This is a genomic window from Achromobacter xylosoxidans (assembly GCF_014490035.1).
GTDB classification, from domain to species: Bacteria; Pseudomonadota; Gammaproteobacteria; order Burkholderiales; family Burkholderiaceae_B; genus Achromobacter; species Achromobacter bronchisepticus_A.
The window spans coordinates 2,991,462-3,015,802 of sequence record NZ_CP061008.1; the positions used below are offsets into that span (position 1 = coordinate 2,991,462).

Consider the following 24,341-nt stretch of genomic DNA (forward strand, 5'->3'; position numbering starts at 1 on the left):
CTGAAACCATGAAAGCAGTCATAGCCGCTTATGCGCGCTCGCCTTTCCACTTTGCCCGCAAGGGCCGGTTGGCCGGCTTGCGGCCCGATACCTTGGCCGCGCAGGTGGTACAGGGCCTGCTGCGGCGCACGGACCTGGATCCGGCGTTGCTGGAGGACGTGATACTGGGCTGCGCCTATCCGGAAGCCGCGCAAGGCAACAATCTGGCGCGCATCGTCGGCCTGTTGGCCGGCCTGCCCCTGGAGGTGGGCGGCATGACCGTGAACCGCTTCTGCGGTTCGTCGATGCAGGCGGTGCACATCGCGGCGGCGCAGATCGAGGCCGGCATGGGCGAGGCCTTTCTTTGCGTGGGGGTGGAGTCGATGACGATGGTGCCGCAGGGCGGCTTCAACTTTTCGCCCAACCCCGAGCTGCAGGCGACCAGCGACGCCTACCTCTCCATGGGCGAGACGGCGGAGAACGTGGCGCAGCGTTGGAACGTCAGCCGAGCCGACCAGGAACTGCTGGCGCTGCAATCCCACCGCAAGGCCGCCGCGGCGCGCGAGCAGGGCTTGCTGGCGGCCGAGATCGTGCCCATCCGCTTGCCGGACGGCGAGGTGGTCGATGCCGACGGCTGCATCCGTCCGGGTACCACGCTGGACGCATTGGCGGGACTCAAGCCCGCGTTCCGCGCCGATGGCGTGGTCACGGCGGGCACCTCGTCGCCGCTGACCGACGGCGCGGCGGCGGTGCTGGTTGCCAGCGATGCCTTCGCGGCGCGCCACGGCCTGGAGGCGCTGGCGCGCATCCGCAGTTTCGCGACCGTGGGCGTGGACCCGGCCGTCATGGGCATAGGTCCGATACCTGCCACGCGCAAGGCGCTGGCGCGCGCGGGGCTTGCGGCGGCCGACCTGGACGTGGTGGAGATAAATGAGGCGTTCTCGTCGCAGGCCCTGGCTTGCGTCCGTGAGCTGGGCCTGGACATGGCCCGGGTCAACATCGACGGAGGCGGCCTGGCCATCGGCCATCCTTTGGGCGCCACGGGCGCGCGCATCACCGGCAAGGCTGCGGCGTTGCTGGCGCGCAGCCAAGGGCGCTATGCGCTGGCCACGCAATGCATAGGCGGCGGCCAGGGCATCGCCACGGTGCTGGAACGGCCCTGAACCCGATCGACAGTCGGACCTCATCGAACCATGCGCACGCATGCCTTCATTTCCCTTGGCCGCGATGCGGCCTTTGCCTTAACGGGGGCCTTGGCCCGAGCGCGTGGCAGTTGGGCTTGTTCTTCGCGTGCATGGCGCTCGGATGCGCCGCGCTGATGGCGGGCAAGCGCCGGCGGTAGTACCTTCCTGATTCTCGACAACCTGTACAGAGGACACATTCAATGCTGCGCTCCCCCGAAACCATAGAAAGTCTCTTCGAACGCCAGCGCGGCACGCTGCCGGACACCTTCGGCGTGCGGCCGCTGTCCATCGAGGAAGGACGCATGTCCATGGAAATGACGGTGGCGCCGTGGATGATGGCGCCCAATGGTTATCTGCACGCAGCCTCGCAGGTGATGCTGGCCGATACCTGCGCCGGCTACGCCACCCTGGCGCATCTGCCCGCAGGGGCCAAGGGCTTCACCACGCTGGAGCTGAAATCGAACTTCCTGGGCACCGCGCGGGAAGGCGTGCTGACCGTCGAGGCGGTGGCGGAACACATGGGCCGCACCACCCAGATCTGGTCGGCGACCGTGGTCGACGCAAGCGGCCGCAAGCTGTCGCTGTTCCGTTGTTCGCAGATCATCCTCTGGTGAGCGCGCGGCCCGAAGATGGGCCGCAATGGTAGAACCCGCAAGCCATTCCAGTCCTTTCGTCCGTTTCTCAGACGGACTCAGCCTTGGTTCCCGCGAGTGCCCTCGATAAGCTGCAACGTCGGTTTTCAGGGCCGGCGGCCACGGAGGACGCTGTCCATCCACGACATCCGGCGCTGTTGGCATCCCTGAAGCTGTGGTCAGGTTGTCCATTGACAACCTGTTTGAATGTCTTCATACTGGATACCAATGATGGCTCGTCCGTCCCATCCCAAGAAAGAGGTAGAGGCAGCGCTGCGCCTTGCCGAAGAATGCGGCTGGCGCGTGGAAGTTGGCGGCAGCCATGCCTGGGGGCGGATCTATTGCCCCAGCAATCTGGCGGACTGCCGTTGTGGCGAATTCTGCATCACCAGCATCTGGAGCACCCCGAAGAACCCCGGTAATCATGCGCGCGCCTTGCGGCGCGTCGTAAACAACTGTAGTGCGCACAGCCGGTTGCCCGAAGCAGACGGCGGCGCATGGGAGTAGTGCGATGGAATACACCTTTACCTTGAAGTACCAGCTTGCGGACGTCGATCACGACATCGATGCGCTGGTCGAACGCCTGGGTGCGGCCGGTTGCGACGATGCCCTGGTTGGCACCGGGCTGCCGGGGCGCATTGCGCTGGCGTTCACCCGCGAATCTGAAAGCGCGGAAGCCGCGGTGCGCTCGGCCCTTGGAGACGTCAGGCGCGCGGTTCCAACCGCGAAGCTGATCGAGGCCGCGCCCGATCTGGTGGGCTTGACCGATGTGGCCGAGATCGTCGGGGTTTCCCGCCAGAACATGCGCAAGCTGATGCTGGCGTATCCGGACAGCTTTCCGCTGCCGGTCCACGAGGGCAGCACCTCGATCTGGCACCTGGCGGACGTGCTGGCGTGGTTGCAGGCCAAGGGCGGCTATCCGCAGGTCGAGCAGGTCATGGACGTGGCCCGCGTGGCCTTGCAGGTCAACGCCGCAAAGGAAGGGCAGCGCGTTTCGCGTGCTGCCTCCAAGGAACTGGAAACGCTGGTGTGACGAGCATTGCGCCTACGTTGGCGCGCCTGCCCGCGCCAGCCTCCTGATTTCGTCCAGGAAGCGCAGGGCCGGCCCCGGCAGTATGCCTACACGCCGATGGTAGGCTGAAAATCTGCGCTCATGGTCCAGTCCGTCCACCCGCAGTTCATGGATCAGGCCGGCCTTGAGTTCGGCGCCGTACATGGGTCGTGTCAACCAACTGACGAAGCCGGAGTACGCGACCAGGCTCTTGATCAGCGGAATCGACGTGCTGGAAACCGCGATGGCCGGCGCGGGCAGGCCCCGGGCCTTGAACAGCGACATGAGCCGGTTGTGCGGCTCTGTGCGTTGCGGCACGAAGCACCAGCGCTCTTCCAGCAAGGCCTCCATGCTCACCGCCGCGTCGCCCTGTCGCGGGTGGCCGGCGCCGACGACGACGTTCATGCTTTCTTGCCATGCGCAGTTGCGCGCAGACACGATGCTGGCGGTCTCGGGCGCTTCCGGGGCAATCACCAGGTCGACCTGATAGCTGTCCAGCGCCGTAGCCAATTCGTCCCAGATTCCCTCGACCACATCGATGGCGATGCCAGGCCACTTAGCCAGGAACGCTTCCAGCGCCTTGGGGATGAAGAGGGCGGACGCGCCCGCGGTGACGCCCAGGCGCAGCGCGCCTGTCGCCAGGCCGCGCATGCGGTTCATTTCATCGCGGGCGATCTTTTCTTCGCGGCATAGCAGTTGCGCGTGCGGCGCCAGGGCCTTGCCGTATGCCGTCAGGCGCATGCCGCCGGAATGCCGCTCGAACAGCGGTTCGCCGACAGCCGCTTCAAGACGCTTGACGATGCGGCTGAGAGCGGGCTGCGTCAGGTTCATTTTGTCCGCTGCCTTGCCGAGTGAGCCTTCGTCCAGCACCGCAAGGAACGCGCGCAATTCATTGAGGTTGTATGCCATACCGAAATGTAATGACTTATGCGCTAAATAACAATTTTCAGGAATGAGGAGCGGCCTCACACTCTCTCCATCCAATACGGCCTGTCCCGCGGTCGGCAACTGAGCAGGGACATGCGCGGCATACACACATGGAGAGTAGCGACATGCAGAAACGTTTGTTCCTGAAAGCGCTGTTTGTACTGGCGGCCGGCTCGGGCGCGGCGGCCTGTTGGGCCCAGGCCAGCGACAAGCCCATTGAATGGGTCCATCCCTATCCCGTGGGCGGGGGCTCCGACGCCATTGCGCGCAAGCTGGCCGAAAGCGTGGGCGCGCAGATGGGGCGCAGTTTCTTCGTCAGCAACAAGCCGGGCGGGGCCACCAACATCGCCGCGGCCTATGTGGCCAATACCCGCGCCAATGGCAACATCGTCTTCACGGGCGACTTCGCCACCCTGGCGGCCAATCCGCATCTGTTCGCCAGCCTGCCTTACGACAGCGCCCGGGACTTCGTCTCGGTCGGCCTGTATGCCCGCTATCCGATACTGCTGGTGGTCTCCAGCAAGGTGCCGGCCAGCAACCTGGACGAGTTCCTGCAATGGGCGCGCGCCAATCCGGACAGCGCCAATTTCGCCAGTTCCGGCGTGGGCTCTCCCCAGCACCTGGCCGCCGAACTGTTCCGCGAGCGCACCGGCTTGAAAATGACGCACGTCGCCTACCGCGGCGGCGCGCCGGCGGTAACGGACTTGATGGCAGGCGCGGTGTCCTTCGCCTTGATGGACGCTTCCACGGTGGTGCCTCAGATGAAGACGGGCAGGCTCAAGGTGCTGGGCGTGGCCAGCCCGCAGCGGATGAAGAATTTCCCGGACATCCCCACGCTGCATGAACAGGGCTTGAAGGATTTTGAGGCGTTCGCGTGGCAGGGCATGCTGGTTCCCGCCGGCACCCCCCGCGCCACCGTGGACGCGTTGAACCAGGGGCTGGCGGCGGCGCTGAAGACGCAGGCGGTCATCGATTTCTACGCCAACATCGCGGTCGAACCCTGGTTCAGTTCGCCGGACCAGATGGCAAGCTTCGTGGCGGGCGAGAACAGCCGCTGGGGCAAGATCATCCGCGAACGCGGCATCACCCTGCAGTAGGTGCGGCGTGCTGTTGACGATGGAGGATTACCGAAACCGGGCCAGCAAGGTGCTGCCCCGTTTCGTGTTCGAGTTCGTGGACGGGGGCGCGGAGCACGAAACCTGCCTGCGGGCCAACCGGGAAGACTTCGAGCGGATCCGGCTGACGCCGCGGGTGCTCAGGGATACCCGAGAAGTCGACGCTTCGGTTGAGGTGTACGGATCGGTCTGGCGGCAACCGTTTGCGCTGGCGCCCACCGGCCTGAATGGCGTGATCCGCCCCGGCGGCGACGGCATGCTGGCGCGGGCGGCGGCGGAAATGGGCGTGCCGTTTGTCCAGTCCACCGCCTCGAACCAGCGGGCCGAGGACGTGCGCGCCATCGCTGGCGGCGGCGAACAATGGCTGCAGCTATATGTAATGCAGGACCGCCGGCTGGCCGAACAGCTCGTGCGGCGGGCGCGCGCGGCGGACTACCGTGCGCTGGTCCTGACGGCTGACGTGCCGGTGGGCGGCAGGCGCTGGCGCGATGTGCGCAACGGCTTTTCCATGCCGTTCCGGATCACGCCTCGGATCGCCTGGGACGTGGCGCGGCGGCCCGGGTGGGCGCTGCGCATGCTGCGCGGTGGCCCGCCGCGCTTCGTGAACCTGGCTGCACACGCCGACGAATCCCTGTCCATGGAAGTGCAGGCATCCCTGCTTGCGCGCAGCATGGACCGTTCATTGACCTGGGACAGCCTGCGCTGGCTGCGCAGCCTGTGGGATGGCCCCTTGCTGTTGAAAGGCGTGCTGCATCGCGAGGATGCCGTCCTGGCGGCGCGGCATGGCGTGGACGGCCTCATCGTGTCCAACCACGGCGGCCGCCAACTGGATGCCGCGCCTTCGTCGATCAGCGTGCTGCCCGGGATCGTCGACGCGGTCGCCGACCGCATCCCGGTATTCCTGGACAGCGGCGTGCGCAGCGGCGCGGACATCGTGCGTGCCCAGTCTCTGGGCGCGCGCGCCGTATTCATCGGGCGGCCCGCGCTGTATGGCCTGGCTTGCGGCGGCGCGCAGGGTGTGGCCGATGTGATGCGTTTGCTGGCGGAAGACTACGAGCGCACCATGATCCTGTCGGGACGGACTGGCGCTTGTGGCGCGCGGCGGGAGCAGGCATAGCCTTACCTTTGCGCCCGCGCCGCCGTCGCTCTTACAATGCCGCATTCATCACCTCACCAGGAGTCATTCGCCATGCGCCACTGATGCCGCCGTCTTCGCGACGGCCAGTCTCCACCCACCCCCAAAGAGCAGGGGGAGTTCTTGGCATCCTTGGAATTGCACATGACGAATCCCTATATCGCGCTGGAAGGCGTGTCTTATGTTCTGCCGGACGGCAGAACATTATTCTCCGGTCTCGACGAACAGTTCGACCTGCGGCCTGCCGGGCTGGTGGGCCGCAATGGCGTGGGCAAGAGCGTGCTGGCCCGCATTCTTGCCGGACAACTGCCGCCGGCCCACGGCCGCTGCCTGCGTTCGGGCAGCGTGCATTACCTGGCCCAGCAGGCGGCGCCTGGCGCGGCGGAAACCGTGGCCGGCCTGGCGGGCATGCAGGCCACGCTGGCTACGCTGGGACGCATCGAAGCGGGCAGCGCCGCCGCCGAGGACTTCGACATCGTGGGCGAGCGCTGGGATGCGCGCCTTGCGTTGCAGCAGGAACTGGAACGCTGCGGCCTGGGCCACCTGGATGCCGCGACGCCGGCCGCCGCGCTCAGCGGCGGCGAGACCATGCGTGTCGCCCTGATCGGCGCCTTGCTGTCGGACGCCGACTTCCTGATCCTGGACGAACCCACCAACCACCTGGACAGGCCGAACCGGCTGGCCCTGGCCGAACAGCTGCGACGCTGGCCGCGCGGTTTGCTGGTGATCAGCCACGACCGGCAATTGCTGGAGGCGATGCAACGCATCGTGGAATTGTCGCCGCTTGGGTTGCGCGGGTATGGCGGCGGCTACAGCTTTTATGCGCAGCGCAAGGAAGAGGAACGGGGCCGCGCGCTGTCGCTGCTGGAGCAGCGCAAGCATGAGCGCCAACGCGAAGAACAGGCCCTGCGCGAACAGCGCGAACGCCAGGAGCGCCGCCAGGCGCGCGGCAACCGGCAGGCGCGCGACGCCAATCAGGCCAAGATCCTGCTGGGCCGGCAGAAGGCGCGCAGCGAAACCTCCGCCGGCAAGCTGCGTCGCCAGCATGAGGCCGCCAGCGAGCAGCTTGCCTTGCGCGTGCGCGAGGCGGCTGGGCAGATCGACGAGCAGGACGCCATCGTGTTGCATGCGCCGCCAGCCGCAATGCCAGCGCAGCGGCGCGTCGCCGAGCTGGACGCGGTGGAGCTGCCGTTCGTCCCGGCCGCCACGCGCCGCATCGACCTTGCGCTGAGCGGGCGGCAGCGCGTGGGCGTGGTCGGTCCGAACGGTTGCGGCAAGTCGACCTTGCTCAAGGTGCTGGCGGGGCAGCTGCAGGCATCGGGCGGAACCTGCCGAGTCGCGGCAAAGGCCGTGTATCTGGATCAACGATTAGCCATGCTGGCACCGCAGCAGTCCGTGCTGGCGCAGCTGCAAGCGGCCAATCGCGGCGCGACGCAAGCCGACTTGCGCACGCGCCTGGCCCAGCTGGGGCTGGACGCGCGCAAGATCGCGGCGCCCAGCGGCGAACTCAGTGGAGGAGAGCGCCTGAAGGCCGCGCTGGCCTGCGCGCTGTACGCGGACCCGCCCGCGCAGCTGCTGTTGCTGGATGAACCCAGCAATCACCTGGATCTGCCGTCGATGCAGGCATTGGAGGCGATGCTGCGCGCCTACCGGGGCGCCCTGGTCGTGGTGTCCCATGACGACGCGTTCATGGACAGCCTGGACCTGACGCACCGGCTGGCCGCGGGCAGCGGCGGCTGGCGCCTGGAAACTATCTGATCGACAGTTCCAGGATGTCGTCGCCGGCGTCATCGCGTTCTCCGGTGGGCGTCCAACCCAGGTGGCGGTAGAAGCCATGGGAGCGCACGGCGGGATCGCTGGCGCAGGCGAGGAACAGGCGTTCGTGTCCCAGGCTTGCCAGATGCTGGACCATCAACCGCAGCAGCGCCTTGCCTGCGCCCTGGTTTTCGCTTTCGGGCAGCAGGGCCAGCACCACGATTTCACCGGTCTCGCGGTCGCCGAAGCAGTAGCCCGTCACACGGCCGTCCGCACAGGCGACGAAGCCGCGCAGATCGCCCGCGCGTACGCCGGCGGCCCAGTTGTCCTCGGTGATGCCTAGCGCGCGCAGTTGCTCCACGGAAAAAGCGTTCTCTCTGGTCTGGCCTCGGATCGTCACGCAGGCAGGGACGTCATCGGCGGTGGCGGGGCGGAATGTCAATGTGCTCATGTCCGCATATTGACACCCTGTGCGCAATCGTGGCGAGCGGTAACACTCCGCGCGTCCCGGCGGCATTAACATCGTCCGCTTCAATCCGCGCACTGCAGGGTGTAGGCATGCTCGAGTCCATACTCGCGCCATGGGCGCTCACCGGCCGGCTGTGGCTGCGGTTCTGGCCGCAATTGATGGCGCTGGTGCTGGCAGGCACGCTGGCCCGCGATGTGCTGCTGTGGGTGGCGGCGCAGACCGGCTTTGCCAACCACCTCGCCGGCCTGGCCGTGCTTACGCTGGTGGCGCTGGCTCAGTTGGTGACCACCGTCGCGATGTTTCTGGTGCTGCTGCCGGGGCTGCCGGCCTTGCGCGGCGCGCAGGAAGCGGCGCGCGCCGGGCAGGCGGAGACGGGCGGGAGCAGAGGGCGGCTGGGGCAGGCGTTGACGGTGGCCTTGCTGCCGTTCTTCGCCTACTACGCGGCCTGGGGCTTTCTGGGCGACATCGTGCGGCAATACTCGCGCCTGGCCTACGGGCTGGATCCGCTGGGCGAGCACGGCAACGTGCTGGACGCGCTGGATTCCCGCTGGCTGCTGGTCTCGGTGGCGATTTCGTGGCTGGTGCGCAAGGCGGCGGTGACGGCGCGCGACCGCACGGGCAAGGGCCGCTGGCAATGGCTGGTGGTGCTATGCGAAACCAACTGGGTGCTGATCGGCTTGTACGTCATCAGCCGCTGGAAGGACCAGGCGTGGCAGTGGCTGGCCGACCGGCGCGGCCTGGAGGCGTTGCTGCAGTCCCTGATGAACATGCTGACGCCCGTCACGAATGCCTGGGCGGCGGGCATGACGCCCGTGGAGGCGCAAGGGCCCGGCCTGGGCACGGCGCTGATCAGCCTGTTCTTCTATGCCTTGTTGCCGGTGATATGGCTGGTGATGGCCGCGTTGGTCTATGGCTATGACGTGCGCGACGATGCCGATCTCAGGCGCTATGAACGGCTGCAACGGCTGGGCGACCGCTACCGCGCGGTGCCGCGTTTTCTGCGCGATTTCATCGAGCATTTCGTGGCCGGCTACCGCAAGCGTTATCTGCCGCTGGCCAGCGGCGTGCGGTTGGCCTTTCACAGCAGCGCGCTGCTGCTGGTCACGCTCATCGTGGGCTACCGCCTGATCGACTGGGGCGCCGCGTGGCTGTGGTACGGCGCGGCGCGCCTGATCGGTCCGAACGACCTGGATACCTGGCAGGTGCTGGCGCATGGCGTTTCGCTGCTGTTCGGCAGTCCGTTCCGCGATTCTTCCACGGGCCTGCTGATCGAGCCCCTGCGCATCTGCTTTCTTGCCGCCGTGCTGGAATGCGCTTACGCGCCCTGGAAGATGCGCAGCGCGGCGCCCGCGCCCGCGGCATGAGTCAGCCGGCAGGATCCGGCGGCGCGAAGCGCAGGTAGGCGGGCCGCTCGGCATCGATGGACACGGTGATCGACCAGGGCGCGGCTGCGTCGGCGGGCACCATGAAGGCTTCCATGATTTCGACGCTGGCGCCGGGGGCGGCGCCGCTGTGGGCCGCGGCCACGCAGCCGCGCGCGGTGCCGCGCGGCAGGCGCAAGGCCGGGGCGATGGCGGGCAGCCAGGTGCGCCCCTGCGCATCATGCAGCGCAATGCGGCAGCCGCGCCAGCGCGTGGGCAGATCGGCGGATTGCACCTGCACGGAGAAGGCGGCCAGCGCGGCGCGCGAGCCGGGCTGCCAGCCCCTGCCGGCCGGCGGTTCCAGCACCGCGAATTGCCGCAGCTGCCATTGCGCGCCGCCTAGCGGCGCCTGCGCGCCAGCCGCTATCTCGCGCGGCTGCAGTTCGCGGCCCCCGAGCCAGCGTGCCACGCTGTCGCGGGCGCTCCAGTACAGCGTCAGGGCCAGCAGGATGGGCAGCAGCCAGAGGCTGCGGCGGCGCCAGCGGCGTTCGCTCGCGGCCGCATCGTTCATGGGGCGGCCTCCTGTTCGAGATCGTAGCTGGCGGCGCTGACGGGCTGGCCGGAGGCGTCCAGCGGGATGTCGTCCAGCGCAATGCGCACCTGCGAATCCAGGCGCGGGTCATAGCGCGCGGACAGCAGCAGCGTGGCGTCGCGCGCCTGATCGGGCCGGATCTCGAACACCAGCCGCACGGTGCGCGGCAGGCCCGGTTCCACGGCGTGGGGCGGCTGGTTGCGCGCGAGCACGAGACGGTCCGTGTGGCGGTAGGCCAGGCCGTCGGGTCCGAGCCAGGCGGCTTCGCCGACAGTGGCCGACGTGTCCCGGGCCGCCAGGCGCAGCCAGACGATGGCCCATACGCCGCCCGTCGTGCGCGTCTGCGTAGCGCTCAGGCTGCGGTAGTGCAATTGCTGCGCGAACTGCACGCGCTCCACGGTGACGTCGAACTGCCTGGCGCTCACCGTCTGTCCCATTGCGCCGCTTGCCGTGATGGGTCCGGTCAGCGCCATGTAGCGGGGCGTGCTGCGCTGCATGGCGTACAGGGCCAGCGCGGCGGCCAGCACCAGCAGCAGCGTGCCCAGCCGCGCGCTCATGGCGCTGACTCCGGTGCGCCGTCCGGGGCTATCGGCAACTCGATCCGGCCCACGTTCGCGGGATTGAACCAGCCCGGCGCGCCATACAGATTGTCGACGGGCTTGTAGATCTTGCTCTGCAGGGCAAGCGCGGTGCGCACGGGCGCCGCGGCCGCGGCCGGCAGCATCCAGACGAAGGCCATGCGCTCGGGCAGGCCGGGCTGCAGATAAGGCATTTGCTGCGAGTCGCGCAGGCCGACCACCATGGGCTTGCCGGCAGCCGCTCCCAGCGGCGCATTCCAGCGCAGCAGTCCGAGATAGTCGGCGCTCGATTCGGCCGTGCGGTTGGTGAGGTCGGCCTCGACCACCAGCGCGGTGGCACCTGGCTTGATCGGCACGCCGTAGACCTTGGGGGTGGACGCGGTCCAGGCGCGGCGCGGCACCACCTGCCACTGGCCGGTCTGGATCGAGACATCTGGGCCATATACCGGTTCGGACGCGCGGTTGAGCTTGCCGTAGGCGCCGTAAATCGCGACGCTGGCCGCGGCGAGCAGAGAGCCTATGCCTGCCAGGCTGGCGGCGATACGGGCTCTGAGCGAGTGCAGTACGCGCATCCGGACTCCAGGCGCGCAGATGGCGCGCATCGGGAATCCCAGATCGTAGGCGCGCTGCTCCTGGCGGGTTCTGTCCTTATGTTTCCATGCATGTCGCGCATGGCGTTGCCACGTGCGGCGGCCAAGTTTTGAAACAATTCGCCGGGAGCATGCCTCAGAACAGGTTCAGCGCCCGCGCCACCCACCAGCCCAGGCCGATCGCGACGCCTATCAGCAGCGTCCTGCGCAGGCCGCCGCCCTTGGGCGGCACGGCGCCCGGCGGCAGGCCCGTGTTCGGGGCGGACTGAGCGGATGCGGCCGGGGCGCGGGTCGGCGCCGGGTCATCGGTCTCGATCACGAATTCAGGCTTGGCGTCCTGCGGCTTCAATCCCGGCGCGAGGTTCTCCACGTCCACGCCGGCATTGCGCAGCATGTCCCACAGGCCGCCGTCGCCCTGGCCGGCGCGCAATGCCTCGATGCGTTCGCGTTCGGCGCGCGGCACGCCGTCCAGGCTGTCGTACTTGCGGCCATTGACCGTGACCGCGCCGTTCTTGATCTCGACCTTGAAGGACTCGCCGTTTTCGGTGCCTGCATAGCTCCAGGTCTCGTTGACCGTGGCGCCGTCCATCCCGCCGTCCAGCAGTGCTTCGATGTTGGCGCGCTGTTCGGGCGTCAGGTCCTGCGCGGCGCTCCAGCTGCGCGTCGTCGTGGTGCTGCGCCAAGTCTTGGTCTTGTCGTTCATTGGATATCCATAGGTGTGCGGATCGCGTCCAGCGCGGCATGCCTTGTCATTAATGCAGAAGGCGTTTTCCTGTCAAGAAAATCAGAACGGCGCGCGGCTTGCCGGAGCGCGGGCGTGCGTTGATATATCAGATCTCCCTGACGATAATTCTTCCACTGTTGCCCGCTAGGAATCGTGATGCAGAAGCCTTACCCCGCCACGGCGGCTGATCGGATACGGCAGACGCTGGAGGATCAGATCGTCAATGCCGAGTTGCCTCCGGGCCTGGCGCTGGACGAGGCGTTGTTGGCGCAACGTTGCGGCGTTTCGCGCACGCCCGTGCGGGACGCCTTGCTGCAGCTTTCGGCCCAGGGCTTCGTGCACATCAAGCCGCGTGTCGGCATCTTCGTGGCGGCGCTGGAACCCGGCGAACTGGCCAATATGTTCGAAACCCTGGCCTATCTGGAAGGGCTGTGCGCGGGGCTGGCCAGCCAGCGCATCACCCAGGCCGGGCGCGCCGAACTGCTGGCTGCGCACCGCGACGCCGAGCCGGCCCGGGCCGCAAGCCGTCCCGGCGGCTACGCCGCGGCGAATCTCGCGTTCCACGACATCCTCTATCGCGCCAGCGGCAACAGCTACCTGATCCAGCAGATCATGGCGATACGCAAGCGCACCCATCCGTACCGGCTGCGGCATTTCGACCAGCCGGGCCGCCTTGCCTGTTCCTGGCGGGAACACGCCGGCGTGCTGGAGGCGGTGCTGGACGGCGACGAGCGTGCGGCCTCGCAGGCCGCCACCCGCCACATCGTCGAGGGCGGGCAGCAGTTCCGCGAGTTCGCCGAGCGCTTTCCGCAGGGGCTGTACGCCGCGGTAGGCAGCATGCGCGCCGCGGAGCAGGCCGCGCCGGCCGCGGCCACGCTTGCCTGGCTGTATGGCCCGCGCACCGCGGGCAGGCATACCAAGCCGGTCAATTGAACCTTGTCCACCGCGTTTACCGGCGCCGACCGGGGCGCGATGCTGTCCGGCGTTTTTGCGCCATCGATCAAAAACAGAAGCAGGAGACTAGCCGTGTTCCATCGAGTTGCAGGCCTTGCGGCCGCCTTGTTCATCGCCGCCGCCAGTCCGGCCGCGCAGGCGCAGGCCACGCCGGTCAAGATCGTGGTCGGGTTCTCGCCGGGCGGCGGCGTCGATACCTTGGCGCGCCTGTTGGCCCAGGGGCTGGCGCAGGCGATCGACCGGCCGGTGGTGGTGGAAAATCGCGCGGGGGCAGGAGGCACCATCGCCGCCGACGTGGTGGCGCGCGCCGAGCCCGACGGCGCGACCTTGCTGTTGGCGGATACCTCGCTGCTGCTTGCGCCGCACATCTATCCGAAGGTCAATTACCGGATGAACACGAGCTTCACGCCGGTCGCCATGGTGGGCGACGCCGGGCTGGCCTTGGCGGTGCCCGCAGCCAGCCCGGCGCGCACGCTGCCGGACCTGCTGGCCATGGCGCGCAAGGAGCCGGGCCGCTACACCTACGCCTCGGTGGGGGTGGGCTCCATGCATCATCTGGGTGGCGAACTGATCAAGTCCATGGCCGACGTGGATCTGGTGCATGTGCCATACAAGGGCGGCAGCCCGGCCACCCAGGCGGTCGCATCGGATCAGGTGTCGTCCGCCATTTCCAGCCTGCCGGCGGTGATTCCGCAGGCAAGCGCGGGGCGCATACGCATTCTGGCGGTGCTGGGCGCAGAGCGGTTCCCGGGCTTGCCGGATGTGCCGACCGTGGCAGAGACGCTGCCGGGCTTTGACGCGACCCCGGCGATCTTCCTGCTGGCGCCAGCCAAGACGCCGCCTGCCGCGCTGGCAAGGATCACGCAGGCGCTGCCGCAGGTATTGGCCGACGCCAAGCTGCGGGAAGCTTTCATCGCGCAGGGTTCGCTGGTGCGCTACCAGCCCGCCGACGCGCTCGCCGCGTGGCTGCCCGCGCAGGAGCAGCGCTGGGTCGACCTGATCTCGCGCGCCAAGCTGACCTTCGCCCCTTGAGATTTTCGGTATCCACAGTAGGAGAACTTTTCATGCAGCAAGCAAGCACTCCCACCATCGGCATGATCGTGCCGCCCGCCGCGGGTCTGGTGCCGGCGGATGGGGCGCGGCTCTATCCCGATCTGCCCTTCATTGCCAGCGGGCTGGGGCTGGGCTCGGTCACCCCGGAAGGCTATGACGCGGTGATCGAATCGGTGGTGGACCATGCGCGCCGCCTGCAAGAGCAGGGCGCGGCGGTGGTTTCGCTGATGGGCACCTCGCTCAGCTTCTACCGGGGCGCGGCCTTCAATGCAGCGTTGACCGTAGCGATGCGCGAAGCCACGGGACTGCCATGCACGACCATGAGCACGGCGGTCCTGAACGGATTGCGCGCCCTGGGCGTGCGCCGCGTCGCGTTGGCGACGGCCTATATCGACGATGTGAACGAGCGCCTTGCGGCATTCCTGGCCGAAGAGAGCCTGGTTCCCACCGGCTGCCGCAGCCTTGGCATCACGGGCGTGGAGGCCATGGCGCGCGTGGATACGGCCACGCTGGTCGACCTGTGCGTGCGTGCCTTCGAAACGGCGCCCGATAGCGACGGCATCCTGTTGTCTTGCGGCGGCTTGCTGACGCTGGACGCCATACCCGAAGTCGAGCGCCGCCTGGGCGTGCCAGTGGTGTCGAGTTCGCCGGCGGGGTTCTGGGATGCCGTGCGGCTTGCGGGGGGAGGGGCCAAGGCAAGGCCCGGATACGGCCGGCTGTTCGACGAGTCCTGACGATAGCGGCTCGCCGGCGGCAAGGCCGCAATCGCGCGCTAGCCGCGCACCGCAGTGACATGAAACCCGCGCAAGCGGGTTTCTTACTTTGTCCTTAATGAAAAACTTATTTTCATGTCAAGAAAATCGATCTGATATGGTTGGTTGAGCGTATCAGATGGCTTAAAAAGCGCATAATGTGCGCACCCTTTCCCAAGCTGCATGTCATGGGGATCGGGTCGATTTTCTGTAAGCGAAGAGCGTGTTGTCACTAGCTCGGCGGTTCGTGTTCCCAGGTTCATGTTCGGTAGCTAGGACAACTTGGAGTATTCACGGAGATGTCTATGACAGAAGACGCAAAGCCGCGCAGGCGGTTCCTGCAGGCGTTGGCCATCGTGCCGGCGTCGACGCTGGCGGTGGGCGCAATGACCACCGGCTGTACCAACGAGCCGGATAGCGCCGCTGCGCGCGCGGCCAAGCCCTACGAACCCACCTACTTCACCAAGGCCGAATGGGCCTTCATCGTGGCCGCGGTGGATCATCTGATTCCCGCAGACCAGTACGGTCCCGGCGCCATCGAGGCCGGCGTGCCGGAGTTCATCGACCGCCAGATGGAAACCCCGTTCGGCCACGGCAAGCTCTGGTACATGCAAGGTCCGTTCCACACCGACCAGGTGCCGGAACTGGGCTACCAGCTGAACCAGAATCCCCGCGAGGTCTACCGCCACGGCATCGAGGCCTGTGACGCCTGGTGCGTGAAGACGCACGGCAAGGTCTATGCCGAACTGGACAAGGCGCTGCAAGAGCAGATCCTCAAGGACCTGCAAGGCGGCAAGATCGAATTCGAGAGCGTGCCCGCCAGGACGTTCTTCAGTTTCCTGCTCTCCAACACGAAGGAAGGTTTCTTCGCCGATCCGATGTACGGCGGCAACAAGAACATGGTGGGCTGGAAGATGGTGGGTTTCCCGGGCGCGCGCGCGGACTTCATGGACTGGGCCGACCAGCCCAACGCGAAGTATCCCTACGGCCCCGTGTCGATCTCTGGGGAGAAGGGTTAAGCCATGGCGATCAAAAAAGACAAAGTCGATGCGGTGCTGGTCGGGTTCGGCTGGACCGGCGCGATCCTCGGCCAGGAGCTGACCGAGGCCGGGTTGCACGTGCTGGCGCTGGAGCGCGGCGCGATGCAGGACACGCCCAAGGACGCCGAGTACCCCAAGGTTGCGGACGAGCTGGCGTATTCCGTGCGCGGCAAGCTGTTCCAGGACCTGTCCAAGGAAACCGTGACCATCCGCCATGGCGTGGACGATGTGGCCGTGCCGTACCGGCAGAACGGTTCGTTCCTGCTGGGCACGGGCGTGGGCGGGGCGGGCTTCCACTGGAACGGCATGCACTACCGCGTGTTGCCCGAAGAGCTGGAGCTGCGCACCCGTTACGAAACGCGCTACGGCAAGAGCTTCATTCCTGAAGGCATGACCATCCAGGATTTCGGCGTGACCTATGACGAGCTGGAGCCGTACTTCAGCAAGTTCGAATACGTCTGCGGCACCTCCGGCAAGGCCGGCAACCTGAACGGCCAGATCGTCGAAGGCGGCAACCCGCTGGAAGGCAAGCGCAGCAAGGAATTCCCGCTGCCGCCCCTGACCACCACCTACGGCGCCCAGCTGTTCGACAAGGCGGCGCGCGAAGTCGGCTTCCATCCGTATCCGGCGCCCGCGGCCAATGCCTCGGGTCCGTACACCAACCCATATGGCGTGCGCCTGGGGCCCTGTAATTTCTGCGGTTTCTGCGAGAACTACGGCTGCTACATGTATTCGAAGGCCTCGCCGCAGACCACCATTCTGCCGGTGCTGCTGAAGAAGCCCAACTTCGAACTGCGCACGCATTCGCACGTGATCAAGGTCAATCTGGATTCCAGCGGCAAGAAGGCCGTGGGCGTGACCTACATCGACGCGCAAGGCCGCGAAGTGGAGCAGCCGGCGGACCTGGTGATCCTGTCGGCCTACCAGATGCACAACGTGCGCCTGCTGCTGCTGTCCGGCATCGGCAAGCCCTACGATCCCAAGACCAATGAAGGCGTGGTGGGCAAGAACTACGCCTACCAGATGAACGGCGGCGTCAGCGTGCTGCTGCCCAAGGGCACCCAGCTCAACCCCTTCGTGGGCACGGGCGCGGGCGGCGTGGGCATGGACGACCTGAACGGCGACCAGTTCGACCACGGTCCCCTGGGTTTCCTGGGCGGCGCCAGCATCCGCCACGTGCGCTACGGCGGCCGTCCGATCAAGCAGACGCCCACCATGCCGGGTACGCCCACTTGGGGCACGGGCTGGAAGGCCGGGGTGCAGGACGCCTACCAGCGCCACATGACCATAGGCATTTCCGGTTCGGTGATGTCGTACCGCGACGCCTACCTGTCGCTGGACCCCACCTACAAGGACAGCTTCGGCCAGCCTCTGCTGCGCATGACCTTCGACTGGCATGACAACGAATTCGACATGCTGGGCTACATGGGCAAGCGCATGGAAGAAGTGGCCAAGGCCATGAAGCCCGAAAAGTATGCCGTGGGGGTGCGCAAGAAGGGCGCGCGCTACGACACACGGGTCTACCAGAGCACGCACAACACGGGCGGCGCCATCATGGGCTCCAATCCCAAGGAAAGCGTGGTCAACAAGTACCTGCAGAGCTGGGACGTGCCCAACCTGTTCGTGATGGGCGCCTGCGTGTTCCCGCAGAACATGGGCTACAACCCCACCGGCCTGGTCGGGGCGCTGGCCTATTGGTCGGCGCAGGCGATCCGCGACCTGTACCTGAAGAACCCCGGCCCGCTGGTCCAGGCTTAAGGAGACGGCACAATGATTAAGCAGACCATTGTTGCGGCCATCTCCGCCCTGGCGGCCAGCGCCGCGTTCGCCGCGGACGGCACGCCGGCCGCCGCCGACGCCCAGATGATCAAGCAGGGCGAGTACCTGTCGCGCGCCGGCGACTGCATCGCCTGCCACACGGCCAAGGACGGCAAGCCGTTCGCGGGCGGCCTGGGCATCGATTCGCCGCTGGGCATGATCTATTCCACCAACATCACGCCCGACAAGGACACCGGCATCGGCGGCTACTCCTACGAGGACTTCGACCGTGCCGTGCGCCACGGCGTGGCCAAGGACGGACACTCGCTGTATCCGGCGATGCCGTACACCGCCTACGCCAAGGTCACGCCCGAGGATGTGAAGGCCCTGTACGCCTATTTCATGCACGGCGTCGAGCCGGTGAAGCAGGAGAACAAGGACACGGACATCATCTGGCCTTTGTCGATGCGCTGGCCGCTGGGCGTGTGGCGCTGGATGTTTGCGCCTGACGTGGCCACGGCGCCGGTGACGGCTGACACCCAGGGCGCCGACCGCGCCGCGCTCTTGCGCGGCCAGTACCTGGTCGAAGGCCTGGGCCATTGCAGCACCTGCCACACGCCGCGCGGCGTCGCCTTGCAGGAAAAGGCGTTGACCGAGGCGGACGGCTCGGCCTTCCTGTCCGGCGGCGTGGTCGAAGGCTGGCTGGCCAAGAACCTGCGCGGCGACACCACCGACGGCCTGGGCAGCTGGAGCCAGGCGGACATCGTGGCCTTCCTGAAGTCCGGCCGCAACGGCCATTCCGCGGCATTCGGCGGCATGGCTCAGGTGGTGGGCGACAGCACGCAGCATCTGTCCGATGCCGACCTGAACGCCATCGCGGCCTATCTGAAGAGCCTGCCGCCGGTGAACAAGGACGCCACCAAGCCGCTGGCCTACAACGAGTCCGTGGCGCAGGCGTTGCGCACAGGACACGACAAGGGCGACGGCGCCATGGCTTTCCTCAACAACTGCGCGGCCTGCCACCGCAGCACGGGCAAGGGCTATGCGGAAACCTTCCCGCAGCTGGCGCTCAGCTCCACGGTGAACTCGGCGGACCCCGCGTCCCTGATCCACATCGTGCTCAAGGGCGCGCAGATGCCGGCCACCGCCGCCGCGCCGACTGCTTACGCGATGCCGGGCTTTGACTGGCGCATGACCGACAAGGAGGTCGCCGACGTGGTGACGTTCGTGCGGTCCAGCTGGGGCAACCAGGGGGCGGCCGTCACCGCCGCCGACGTGGCCAAGGTGCGCAAGGATGTGGGGGCGGCGCCGCAGCCGGCGCGTTGACGCCTGACCGCGCGCGCGGCGCCGGCAAGCCCTTGCGGCTGCCGGCGCCGCGTTTTTCATGGGCGATTTGACAAGCCCCGATGCCGGGCGCAAGCTACGGCACATGCATAGCCCCGCAACCGCCTTCGCGCTGATTATTACCACCATCAGGTCCATGGTGGGTTAGCGCGCGTCGGTACATCGCTACATAAACCCGCCAGAGGCGGGTTTTTTGTTGTCCCGCCTCCTGCCGCAGTTTTTTCCAGGAGAGCACTTCATGATGTCCACAGAACCTTCCACCACGGCCACGCCCATGCTGCACTTCCTGTGCGGCAAGATCGGCGCCGGCAAATCCACGCTGGCGCAGGCGCTGGCGGCGCGGCCCGGCACCATCCTGCTCAGCGAGGACAGCTGGCTGGCGACGCTGTACCCCGGAGAGATCGTGGACCTGACCGACTACGCCCGCTGCGCCAGCCGCCTGCGCAACGCCATGGGCAGCCATGTGGCGGCGCTGGTCAGGGCGGGTTTGTCGGTGGTGCTGGACTTCCCGGCCAACACGCGGCGCAGCCGCGCATGGCTGCGCCAGGTGGCGCAAGAGGCCGGCTGCGCCCATCAGCTGCATTTCCTGGATCTGCCCGACGAGGTCTGCAAGGCCAGGCTGCGCGCGCGCAATGCCTCGGGCACGCACCCATACACCACCACGGACGAACAATACGACGCGATCACGGCGTACTTCGTCGAGCCGGAAGAAGACGAGGGTTTCGTTCTGGTGCGCCACGGGCAGCCCTGAAGCGCGGGACGCGGGCCGGGCGCGCCTGCTATGATTGCTGGATAAATATCCAGTCCTCCGGCCCGGCCGATGTTTCCCGCCTACCGTTACTACTATCTGCACAACTTCCAGCGCGCGCTGACCTGGGTGGGCGAGCGCTACGCCGACCTGCTGGACGACGCCGAGCGCCGCTTCATGGCGGAATTTCCCGCCCTGCCGCAGGCATCCCAGGCCCTGATGGTGCGCATGCTGATGCGGCGCGGCCCCTGGTTCCGCGCCAGCCGGCTGACCTACGAAGAGATCGGCGCGACGGAGGCCGCCGCGGGCCCGCTGCTGCAATTGGGCTGGCTGGACGCGCAGGCGCCGATGACGCTGGATGAACTCTTCGGCCTGCATACCAAGCCGGAGCTGAACCGCATGTTTGCGCAGCTGCCGGCCAAGTCCGCCTCGCGCAAGGGCGATCTGCTGGAGGCCGCGCGCGCGGCGGGCGCGGATGCGCGGCCCTATGCGGACTGGAATCCCGCGGCGGACGAGCCGGTTTGGCGCGTCACCGTATCGGACATCTGCGAGCGATTCCGCCTGATGTTTTTCGGCAATCTGCACCAGGACTGGTCGGAGTTCGTGCTGGCCGACCTGGGCGTGTTCCAGTACGAGACCGTGCCGTTCGACGCTTCGTCGCGCGCGTTCCAGACGCGTGAAGACGTGGACTGCTATCTGGCGCTGCACGCCTGCCGCGTCGCGCTGGAAGAGGGGGCCGATGCCGATGCGCTGATGCTGGCCGTCCAGGCCTGCGCCAGCGGCAACCCCTGGCTGGAAAAGCGCCGGGCCAAGGTTCTGCTGCGCATCGGGCAGGCTTGCGAGCGGTTGCAGGACTGGGGCACCGCGCAACGCGTGTACGAGGCCTGCGCGTATCCCGGCGCGCGCCACCGCCGCATCCGCGTTTATGAGCGCATGGCGCGGCACGGCGACGCATTGGCCCTGGCGCTGCAGGCCCAGGCTCAGCCTGAAAGCGAAGAGGAAAGCCAGCGCCTGGCGCGCATGCTGCCGCGGCTGTACCGTGGCGCAGGGCAAGGCGCGCCGGCGCGCGAACCGGCTCCCGCCTTGCTGCGCACCGATCTGACGCTGGCGCGGCCGGCAGAGCCCGCCTCGGTGGAGTTCGTCACGCGCGACCACCTGCACCGCGACGATGCGCCCGTGCACTACGTGGAAAATGCGCTGATCAATTCGTTGTTCGGACTGCTGTGCTGGCCCGCGGTGTTCGCGCCCTTGCCGGGCGCTTTCTTCCACCCGTTCCAACGCGGCCCGGCCGACCTGGACGCGCCGGATTTCCATGAGCGCCGCGCGGCGCTGTTCGCCCAGTGCTTGGCGCAGCTGGACACGCCGGGCTACCGCGACCTGATCCTGCAACGCTATGCCGAAAAATCCGGCCTGCAATCGCCCTTCGTTTTCTGGGGCGCGCTGTCGGAGGACCTGCTGACGCAGGCGCTGGACTGCCTGCCTGCCGCCCACTTGAAGCTCTACTTCGAACGCCTGCTGCGCGACGTCAAGACCAACCGCTCCGGCCTGCCGGACCTGATCCGCTTCTGGCCGGCCGAGCGCCGCTATGAACTGATCGAGGTCAAGGGGCCGGGCGACAAGCTGCAGGACAACCAGATCCGCTGGCTGCGGTATTGCGTGTCGCATGGCATGCCGGTGCGGGTGTGCCACGTCAGCTGGCGCGAGGACGGCGCATGAGCTATGCCGTGGCGGTGCGCGCCCTGTGCGAATTCACGGCGCGGGCAGGGGATCTGGACCTGCGCTTCACGCCCGCGCCCACCGGCCTGGAGGGCATGGCGGGGCATGCGGCCGTGACGGGCCGCCGGGGGCCGGATTACGAGACCGAGGTGGCGCTGTCCGGCCAGCATGAAAACCTGCTGGTGCGCGGCCGCGCCGACGGCTACGACCCCGTGGCCAAGCAACTCGAAGAAATCAAGACCTACCGCGGCCAACTCGATAGCGTGCGCGACAACCACCGCGCCGTGCATTGGGCGCAGGCCAAGGTGTATGGGCATCTGCTCTGCCAGGCGCGCGGACTAGCAAGCCTGCGCGTGGCGCTGGTGTACTACAACGTGGTCACCGAGGAAGAGACGGTGCTGGTGGAAACGCACGAGGCCGCCGCGCTGGAGGCGTTCTTCCGCGAGCAATGCGGACGATTCCTGGCCTGGGCGGCGACGGAACTTGCGCACCGCCAGTCGCGCGACGCGGCGTTGGAGGCGCTGAAGTTTCCGCACGGCGAATTCCGCGCGGGTCAGCGCGAGCTCGCCGTGGCCGCGTACCGCACGGCCCGCGACGGCGGCTGTCTGATGGCGCAGGCGCCCACCGGCATAGGCAAGACGCTGGGGACGATTTTTCCGCTGCTCAAGGCCAGCCCGGGCGCGGGCCTGGACAAGATCTTCTTCCTGGCCGCCAAGAGCCCGGGCCGCGGCCTGGCGCTGGAGGCGCTGGACACGGTCAACGCGCAGCCCGCCGCGCCCGGCTTGCGGGTGCTGGATCTGCAGGCGCGCGACAAGACCTGCGTGCATCCGGACCTGGCCTGCCATGGCGAATCCTGTCCGCTGGCCCAGGGCTTCTACGACCGCTTGCCGCAGGCGCGCGAGACCGCGCTGGCGCACGCGCGGCTGGATGCCGCGACGGTGGCCGCGGCCGCGCGCGAACACCAGGTCTGTCCGTACTACCTGTCGCAGGAGCTGATCCGCTGGAGCGACGTGGTGGTGGGCGACTACAACTACTACTACGACGCCACGGCAATGCTGTACACCATGACGCAGGCCTACCAGTGGAAGGTGTCCGTGCTGGTGGACGAGGCCCACAACCTGGTCGACCGGGCGCGCCGCATGTACACGGGCGAGCTCGACCAGGCCTCGCTGGCGGCGGCGCGCTACGCCGCGCCCAAGGGGTTGAAGAAGTCCCTGGATGGCTTGCAGCGCTCATGGAACGCGCTCAACAAGAAGCAGGCGGAGCGCTACCAGGCCTATGACGAAGTCGCGGCCGGGGTGCTGGCCGCGGTGCAGAAGGCGGTCGGCGCGATCATGGAGCACATGGCCGAAAATCCGTTGCCGCAGGATGATCCCGTGCTGGGGTTCTATTTCGAGGCCTTGCAGTTCATGCGCCTGGCCGAGCAATTCGGCTCGCATGCGCTGTTCGACGTGACCTTGTCGGACGCCAGCGCGGCCGGCGCCAAGACGCCGCCCTCCGTGCTGTGCGTGCGCAACGTGATCCCGGCGCCGTACCTCGCGGCACGTTACGCGGCCGCGCACGCCACGGTGCTGTTCTCGGGCACGCTGAGCCCGCAGCAGTTCTACCGCGACACGCTGGGCCTGCCCGCGGCCACCCCCTGGCTCGACGTGGCCGCGCCATTCCAGGCCGAGCAGCTGGCGGTGAGGGTGGTGGGCAATGTGTCCACGCGCTATCGCGACCGCGAGCGCTCGCTGTCGCCCATCGTCGAACTGATTGCGCGGCAATACGCCGAGCGGCCGGGGAACTACCTGGGCTTTCTCAGCAGCTTCGACTATCTGCGCCAGGTGTCGGACCTGATGCGCGAGCGCCATCCCTCGGTGCCGATCTGGCTGCAGACGCCGGGCATGGACGAGGCGGGCCGCGCCGCGTTCCTGGGGCGCTTTACCGAAACGGGGCAGGGCGTGGGTTTCGCGGTGCTGGGCGGCGCCTTTTCAGAAGGCGTGGACCTGCCCGGCAAGCGGCTGATCGGCGCGTTCATCGCCACGCTGGGGTTGCCGCAGGTGAATCCCGTGAACGAGAACATGAAGCGCGCCATGGACTTGCGCTATGGCGTGGAGAACGGCTACGACTACACCTACCTGTACCCCGGCATGCAAAAGGTGGTGCAGGCGGCGGGCCGCGTCATCCGCACGGAACACGACGTGGGCACGGTGCACCTGATCGACGACCGCTACCGCCGCGCCAAGGTGCGCGGCTTGTTGCCCGGCTGGTGGCGAGTGGAGTGATCAGGCCGGGCGCAACTCGGTCAGCGGCTGGTTGGGATCGCGGCTGAGCTGGTAGCCGTACCACAGGCTGCGCGCCATGCGCCTGGCCATTTCCTGTGCCGCGTCGGCCAGGGCGCGGTTGGGCAGGGCGTCGGTGGTCTCCTGCCACAGCGCCAGCCAGCGCTCGAACAGTTCCGCGCTGAGATGCGGCATGGCGGCATGCTTGGGCATGGGCATGCCGGTGAAGCGGCGTGTGCCCAGCAGCACGGCGGACCAGAAATCCGACAGGGTCGCCAGATGCTCGTCCCAGTCGTGCACTTGACTGTTGAAGACCGGGCCCAGCTGCGCGTCGGCGCGCGCCTTGCCGTAGAAGGCGTGCACCAGGTCGCGGATTTCGGCTTCGGTGCAGATGTCGGCGGTCGAGTTCAAGCTCGTCTCCTTGGGGGGCGGATGGCGATCTTAGGGCGGGTGCGCCCGCCAGCGGTTTGATCTGGCGCAAGTTTTCCGGCCTGCCGCGCGATCCGGCGCGGCAAGCGCGGCGCCTGTGGTTTGCGTAGTATTGTCTGCCTGCGCGGCCGGCGTCCGGCAAGCGCGACCCCATATGAACAGGCGCCCCGAGTCGAAGGCGCGCCGCAAGG

General features: G+C 67.5%; 24 protein-coding genes. 17 read left to right on the forward strand and 7 right to left on the reverse strand.

The window, feature by feature from the left end; all coding sequences use genetic code 11:
• Positions 1 to 8: 8 nt before the first annotated feature.
• The 4 genes from IAG39_RS14005 to IAG39_RS14020 all read left to right on the forward strand — a co-directional run bounded on the left by IAG39_RS14005 (position 9) and on the right by IAG39_RS14020 (position 2,828).
• Entirely contained in the window at positions 9 to 1,142 is a 1,134-nt protein-coding gene (locus tag IAG39_RS14005) for a thiolase family protein (protein WP_118932177.1), read from the forward strand.
• Between the two features lie 221 nt (positions 1,143 to 1,363).
• Positions 1,364 to 1,777 carry a PaaI family thioesterase gene (locus IAG39_RS14010; RefSeq protein ID WP_059373177.1) on the forward strand — a complete coding sequence of 138 codons (414 nt, stop codon included), beginning with the start codon at positions 1,364 to 1,366 and terminating at the stop codon, positions 1,775 to 1,777.
• Positions 1,778 to 2,026: 249 nt separating this feature from the next.
• Entirely contained in the window at positions 2,027 to 2,302 is a 276-nt protein-coding gene (locus IAG39_RS14015) for a hypothetical protein (protein ID WP_118932194.1), read from the forward strand.
• Between the two features lie 4 nt (positions 2,303 to 2,306).
• Complete coding sequence (locus tag IAG39_RS14020) at positions 2,307 to 2,828, forward strand: helix-turn-helix transcriptional regulator (RefSeq protein WP_059373175.1); 522 nt, start codon at positions 2,307 to 2,309, stop codon at positions 2,826 to 2,828.
• A 12-nt stretch (positions 2,829 to 2,840) separates the two neighbouring features.
• Here IAG39_RS14020 and IAG39_RS14025 read toward each other — a convergent pair whose 3' ends face one another.
• Positions 2,841 to 3,755, reverse strand: a complete 915-nt coding sequence (locus IAG39_RS14025) for a LysR family transcriptional regulator (protein WP_059373173.1) — start codon at positions 3,753 to 3,755, stop codon at positions 2,841 to 2,843.
• A 143-nt stretch (positions 3,756 to 3,898) separates the two neighbouring features.
• Between IAG39_RS14025 and IAG39_RS14030 the strand changes: the two genes are divergently transcribed.
• The 3 genes from IAG39_RS14030 (at position 3,899) to IAG39_RS14040 (ending at position 7,781) form a co-directional block, all read left to right on the forward strand.
• Positions 3,899 to 4,870: a Bug family tripartite tricarboxylate transporter substrate binding protein gene (locus IAG39_RS14030; RefSeq protein ID WP_118932178.1), complete on the forward strand. Its 972-nt coding sequence runs from the start codon at positions 3,899 to 3,901 to the stop codon at positions 4,868 to 4,870.
• A gap of 7 nt (positions 4,871 to 4,877) precedes the next feature.
• On the forward strand, positions 4,878 to 6,005 hold the full coding sequence (locus tag IAG39_RS14035; protein ID WP_118932179.1) for an alpha-hydroxy acid oxidase: 1,128 nt from the start codon (positions 4,878 to 4,880) through the stop codon (positions 6,003 to 6,005).
• 162 nt (positions 6,006 to 6,167) lie between these two features.
• The gene (locus IAG39_RS14040; RefSeq protein ID WP_118932180.1) at positions 6,168 to 7,781 is read left to right on the forward strand and encodes an ATP-binding cassette domain-containing protein; all 1,614 of its coding nucleotides are present in this window, start codon (positions 6,168 to 6,170) and stop codon (positions 7,779 to 7,781) included.
• Here the strand turns inward: IAG39_RS14040 and IAG39_RS14045 are convergent.
• Complete coding sequence (locus tag IAG39_RS14045; RefSeq protein WP_118932181.1) at positions 7,774 to 8,229, reverse strand: GNAT family N-acetyltransferase; 456 nt, start codon at positions 8,227 to 8,229, stop codon at positions 7,774 to 7,776. The genes IAG39_RS14040 and IAG39_RS14045 overlap by 8 nt on opposite strands.
• A gap of 107 nt (positions 8,230 to 8,336) precedes the next feature.
• On the opposite strand from IAG39_RS14045, the gene IAG39_RS14050 reads away from it, so the two are divergent.
• Complete coding sequence (locus IAG39_RS14050) at positions 8,337 to 9,611, forward strand: hypothetical protein (protein WP_118932182.1); 1,275 nt, start codon at positions 8,337 to 8,339, stop codon at positions 9,609 to 9,611.
• 1 nt (position 9,612) lies between these two features.
• Here the strand turns inward: IAG39_RS14050 and IAG39_RS14055 are convergent, their stop codons facing one another.
• From IAG39_RS14055 to IAG39_RS14070, 4 genes are all read right to left on the reverse strand, one after another.
• The gene (locus IAG39_RS14055; RefSeq protein ID WP_187774104.1) at positions 9,613 to 10,179 is read right to left on the reverse strand and encodes a hypothetical protein; all 567 of its coding nucleotides are present in this window, start codon (positions 10,177 to 10,179) and stop codon (positions 9,613 to 9,615) included.
• Positions 10,176 to 10,757 (reverse strand): hypothetical protein, encoded by a 582-nt coding sequence (locus tag IAG39_RS14060; protein ID WP_118933298.1) that lies wholly within the window; start codon positions 10,755 to 10,757, stop codon positions 10,176 to 10,178. The genes IAG39_RS14055 and IAG39_RS14060 overlap by 4 nt, the downstream gene beginning before the upstream one ends.
• On the reverse strand, positions 10,754 to 11,350 hold the full coding sequence (locus tag IAG39_RS14065; protein ID WP_118933297.1) for a hypothetical protein: 597 nt from the start codon (positions 11,348 to 11,350) through the stop codon (positions 10,754 to 10,756). The genes IAG39_RS14060 and IAG39_RS14065 overlap by 4 nt, the downstream gene beginning before the upstream one ends.
• Positions 11,351 to 11,504: 154 nt before the next feature.
• Positions 11,505 to 12,071 carry a hypothetical protein gene (locus IAG39_RS14070; RefSeq protein WP_118933296.1) on the reverse strand — a complete coding sequence of 189 codons (567 nt, stop codon included), beginning with the start codon at positions 12,069 to 12,071 and terminating at the stop codon, positions 11,505 to 11,507.
• A gap of 177 nt (positions 12,072 to 12,248) precedes the next feature.
• Here IAG39_RS14070 and IAG39_RS14075 point away from each other — a divergent pair, with 177 nt between their 5' ends.
• The 9 genes from IAG39_RS14075 to IAG39_RS14115 all read left to right on the forward strand — a co-directional run bounded on the left by IAG39_RS14075 (position 12,249) and on the right by IAG39_RS14115 (position 23,724).
• The gene (locus IAG39_RS14075) at positions 12,249 to 13,025 is read left to right on the forward strand and encodes a GntR family transcriptional regulator (protein WP_118933295.1); all 777 of its coding nucleotides are present in this window, start codon (positions 12,249 to 12,251) and stop codon (positions 13,023 to 13,025) included.
• A 93-nt stretch (positions 13,026 to 13,118) separates the two neighbouring features.
• Entirely contained in the window at positions 13,119 to 14,078 is a 960-nt protein-coding gene (locus IAG39_RS14080; protein WP_165867888.1) for a Bug family tripartite tricarboxylate transporter substrate binding protein, read from the forward strand.
• A 32-nt stretch (positions 14,079 to 14,110) separates the two neighbouring features.
• Complete coding sequence (locus IAG39_RS14085) at positions 14,111 to 14,833, forward strand: aspartate/glutamate racemase family protein (RefSeq protein ID WP_118933293.1); 723 nt, start codon at positions 14,111 to 14,113, stop codon at positions 14,831 to 14,833.
• Positions 14,834 to 15,156: 323 nt separating this feature from the next.
• Positions 15,157 to 15,870, forward strand: coding sequence for a gluconate 2-dehydrogenase subunit 3 family protein (locus tag IAG39_RS14090; protein ID WP_059373140.1), 714 nt, complete (start codon positions 15,157 to 15,159; stop codon positions 15,868 to 15,870).
• Between the two features lie 3 nt (positions 15,871 to 15,873).
• Positions 15,874 to 17,649 (forward strand): GMC family oxidoreductase, encoded by a 1,776-nt coding sequence (locus tag IAG39_RS14095; protein ID WP_059373138.1) that lies wholly within the window; start codon positions 15,874 to 15,876, stop codon positions 17,647 to 17,649.
• 12 nt (positions 17,650 to 17,661) lie between these two features.
• Positions 17,662 to 18,975, forward strand: a complete 1,314-nt coding sequence (locus IAG39_RS14100) for a cytochrome c (RefSeq protein WP_059373137.1) — start codon at positions 17,662 to 17,664, stop codon at positions 18,973 to 18,975.
• A 256-nt stretch (positions 18,976 to 19,231) separates the two neighbouring features.
• A complete protein-coding gene (locus IAG39_RS14105; protein WP_118933292.1) occupies positions 19,232 to 19,744 on the forward strand; it encodes an AAA family ATPase in 513 nt (170 codons plus the stop codon).
• A 69-nt stretch (positions 19,745 to 19,813) separates the two neighbouring features.
• Entirely contained in the window at positions 19,814 to 21,457 is a 1,644-nt protein-coding gene (locus tag IAG39_RS14110) for a VRR-NUC domain-containing protein (RefSeq protein WP_118933291.1), read from the forward strand.
• The gene (locus tag IAG39_RS14115; protein WP_118933290.1) at positions 21,454 to 23,724 is read left to right on the forward strand and encodes an ATP-dependent DNA helicase; all 2,271 of its coding nucleotides are present in this window, start codon (positions 21,454 to 21,456) and stop codon (positions 23,722 to 23,724) included. The genes IAG39_RS14110 and IAG39_RS14115 overlap by 4 nt, the downstream gene beginning before the upstream one ends.
• On the opposite strand, the gene IAG39_RS14120 is transcribed toward IAG39_RS14115, so the two are convergent.
• Positions 23,725 to 24,132, reverse strand: coding sequence for a group III truncated hemoglobin (locus IAG39_RS14120; protein WP_059373127.1), 408 nt, complete (start codon positions 24,130 to 24,132; stop codon positions 23,725 to 23,727).
• Between the last annotated feature and the right edge of the window lie 209 nt (positions 24,133 to 24,341).

What these genes read in the sequence shown, in the direction of transcription:
- IAG39_RS14085 (WP_118933293.1), top strand. Translation starts at nt 14,111, where the DNA reads ATGCAGCAAGCAAGCACTCCCACCATCGGCATGATCGTGCCGCCCGCC.
- IAG39_RS14045 (WP_118932181.1), bottom strand. Translation starts at nt 8,229, where the DNA reads ATGAGCACATTGACATTCCGCCCCGCCACCGCCGATGACGTCCCTGCC.
- IAG39_RS14105 (WP_118933292.1), top strand. Translation starts at nt 19,232, where the DNA reads ATGATGTCCACAGAACCTTCCACCACGGCCACGCCCATGCTGCACTTC.
- IAG39_RS14040 (WP_118932180.1), top strand. Translation starts at nt 6,168, where the DNA reads ATGACGAATCCCTATATCGCGCTGGAAGGCGTGTCTTATGTTCTGCCG.
- IAG39_RS14065 (WP_118933297.1), bottom strand. Translation starts at nt 11,350, where the DNA reads ATGCGCGTACTGCACTCGCTCAGAGCCCGTATCGCCGCCAGCCTGGCA.
- IAG39_RS14010 (WP_059373177.1), top strand. Translation starts at nt 1,364, where the DNA reads ATGCTGCGCTCCCCCGAAACCATAGAAAGTCTCTTCGAACGCCAGCGC.
- IAG39_RS14005 (WP_118932177.1), top strand. Translation starts at nt 9, where the DNA reads ATGAAAGCAGTCATAGCCGCTTATGCGCGCTCGCCTTTCCACTTTGCC.
- IAG39_RS14055 (WP_187774104.1), bottom strand. Translation starts at nt 10,179, where the DNA reads ATGAACGATGCGGCCGCGAGCGAACGCCGCTGGCGCCGCCGCAGCCTC.
- IAG39_RS14075 (WP_118933295.1), top strand. Translation starts at nt 12,249, where the DNA reads ATGCAGAAGCCTTACCCCGCCACGGCGGCTGATCGGATACGGCAGACG.
- IAG39_RS14110 (WP_118933291.1), top strand. Translation starts at nt 19,814, where the DNA reads ATGTTTCCCGCCTACCGTTACTACTATCTGCACAACTTCCAGCGCGCG.
- IAG39_RS14015 (WP_118932194.1), top strand. Translation starts at nt 2,027, where the DNA reads ATGGCTCGTCCGTCCCATCCCAAGAAAGAGGTAGAGGCAGCGCTGCGC.
- IAG39_RS14050 (WP_118932182.1), top strand. Translation starts at nt 8,337, where the DNA reads ATGCTCGAGTCCATACTCGCGCCATGGGCGCTCACCGGCCGGCTGTGG.
- IAG39_RS14020 (WP_059373175.1), top strand. Translation starts at nt 2,307, where the DNA reads ATGGAATACACCTTTACCTTGAAGTACCAGCTTGCGGACGTCGATCAC.
- IAG39_RS14070 (WP_118933296.1), bottom strand. Translation starts at nt 12,071, where the DNA reads ATGAACGACAAGACCAAGACTTGGCGCAGCACCACGACGACGCGCAGC.
- IAG39_RS14090 (WP_059373140.1), top strand. Translation starts at nt 15,157, where the DNA reads ATGACAGAAGACGCAAAGCCGCGCAGGCGGTTCCTGCAGGCGTTGGCC.
- IAG39_RS14025 (WP_059373173.1), bottom strand. Translation starts at nt 3,755, where the DNA reads ATGGCATACAACCTCAATGAATTGCGCGCGTTCCTTGCGGTGCTGGAC.
- IAG39_RS14100 (WP_059373137.1), top strand. Translation starts at nt 17,662, where the DNA reads ATGATTAAGCAGACCATTGTTGCGGCCATCTCCGCCCTGGCGGCCAGC.
- IAG39_RS14030 (WP_118932178.1), top strand. Translation starts at nt 3,899, where the DNA reads ATGCAGAAACGTTTGTTCCTGAAAGCGCTGTTTGTACTGGCGGCCGGC.
- IAG39_RS14095 (WP_059373138.1), top strand. Translation starts at nt 15,874, where the DNA reads ATGGCGATCAAAAAAGACAAAGTCGATGCGGTGCTGGTCGGGTTCGGC.
- IAG39_RS14060 (WP_118933298.1), bottom strand. Translation starts at nt 10,757, where the DNA reads ATGAGCGCGCGGCTGGGCACGCTGCTGCTGGTGCTGGCCGCCGCGCTG.
- IAG39_RS14115 (WP_118933290.1), top strand. Translation starts at nt 21,454, where the DNA reads ATGAGCTATGCCGTGGCGGTGCGCGCCCTGTGCGAATTCACGGCGCGG.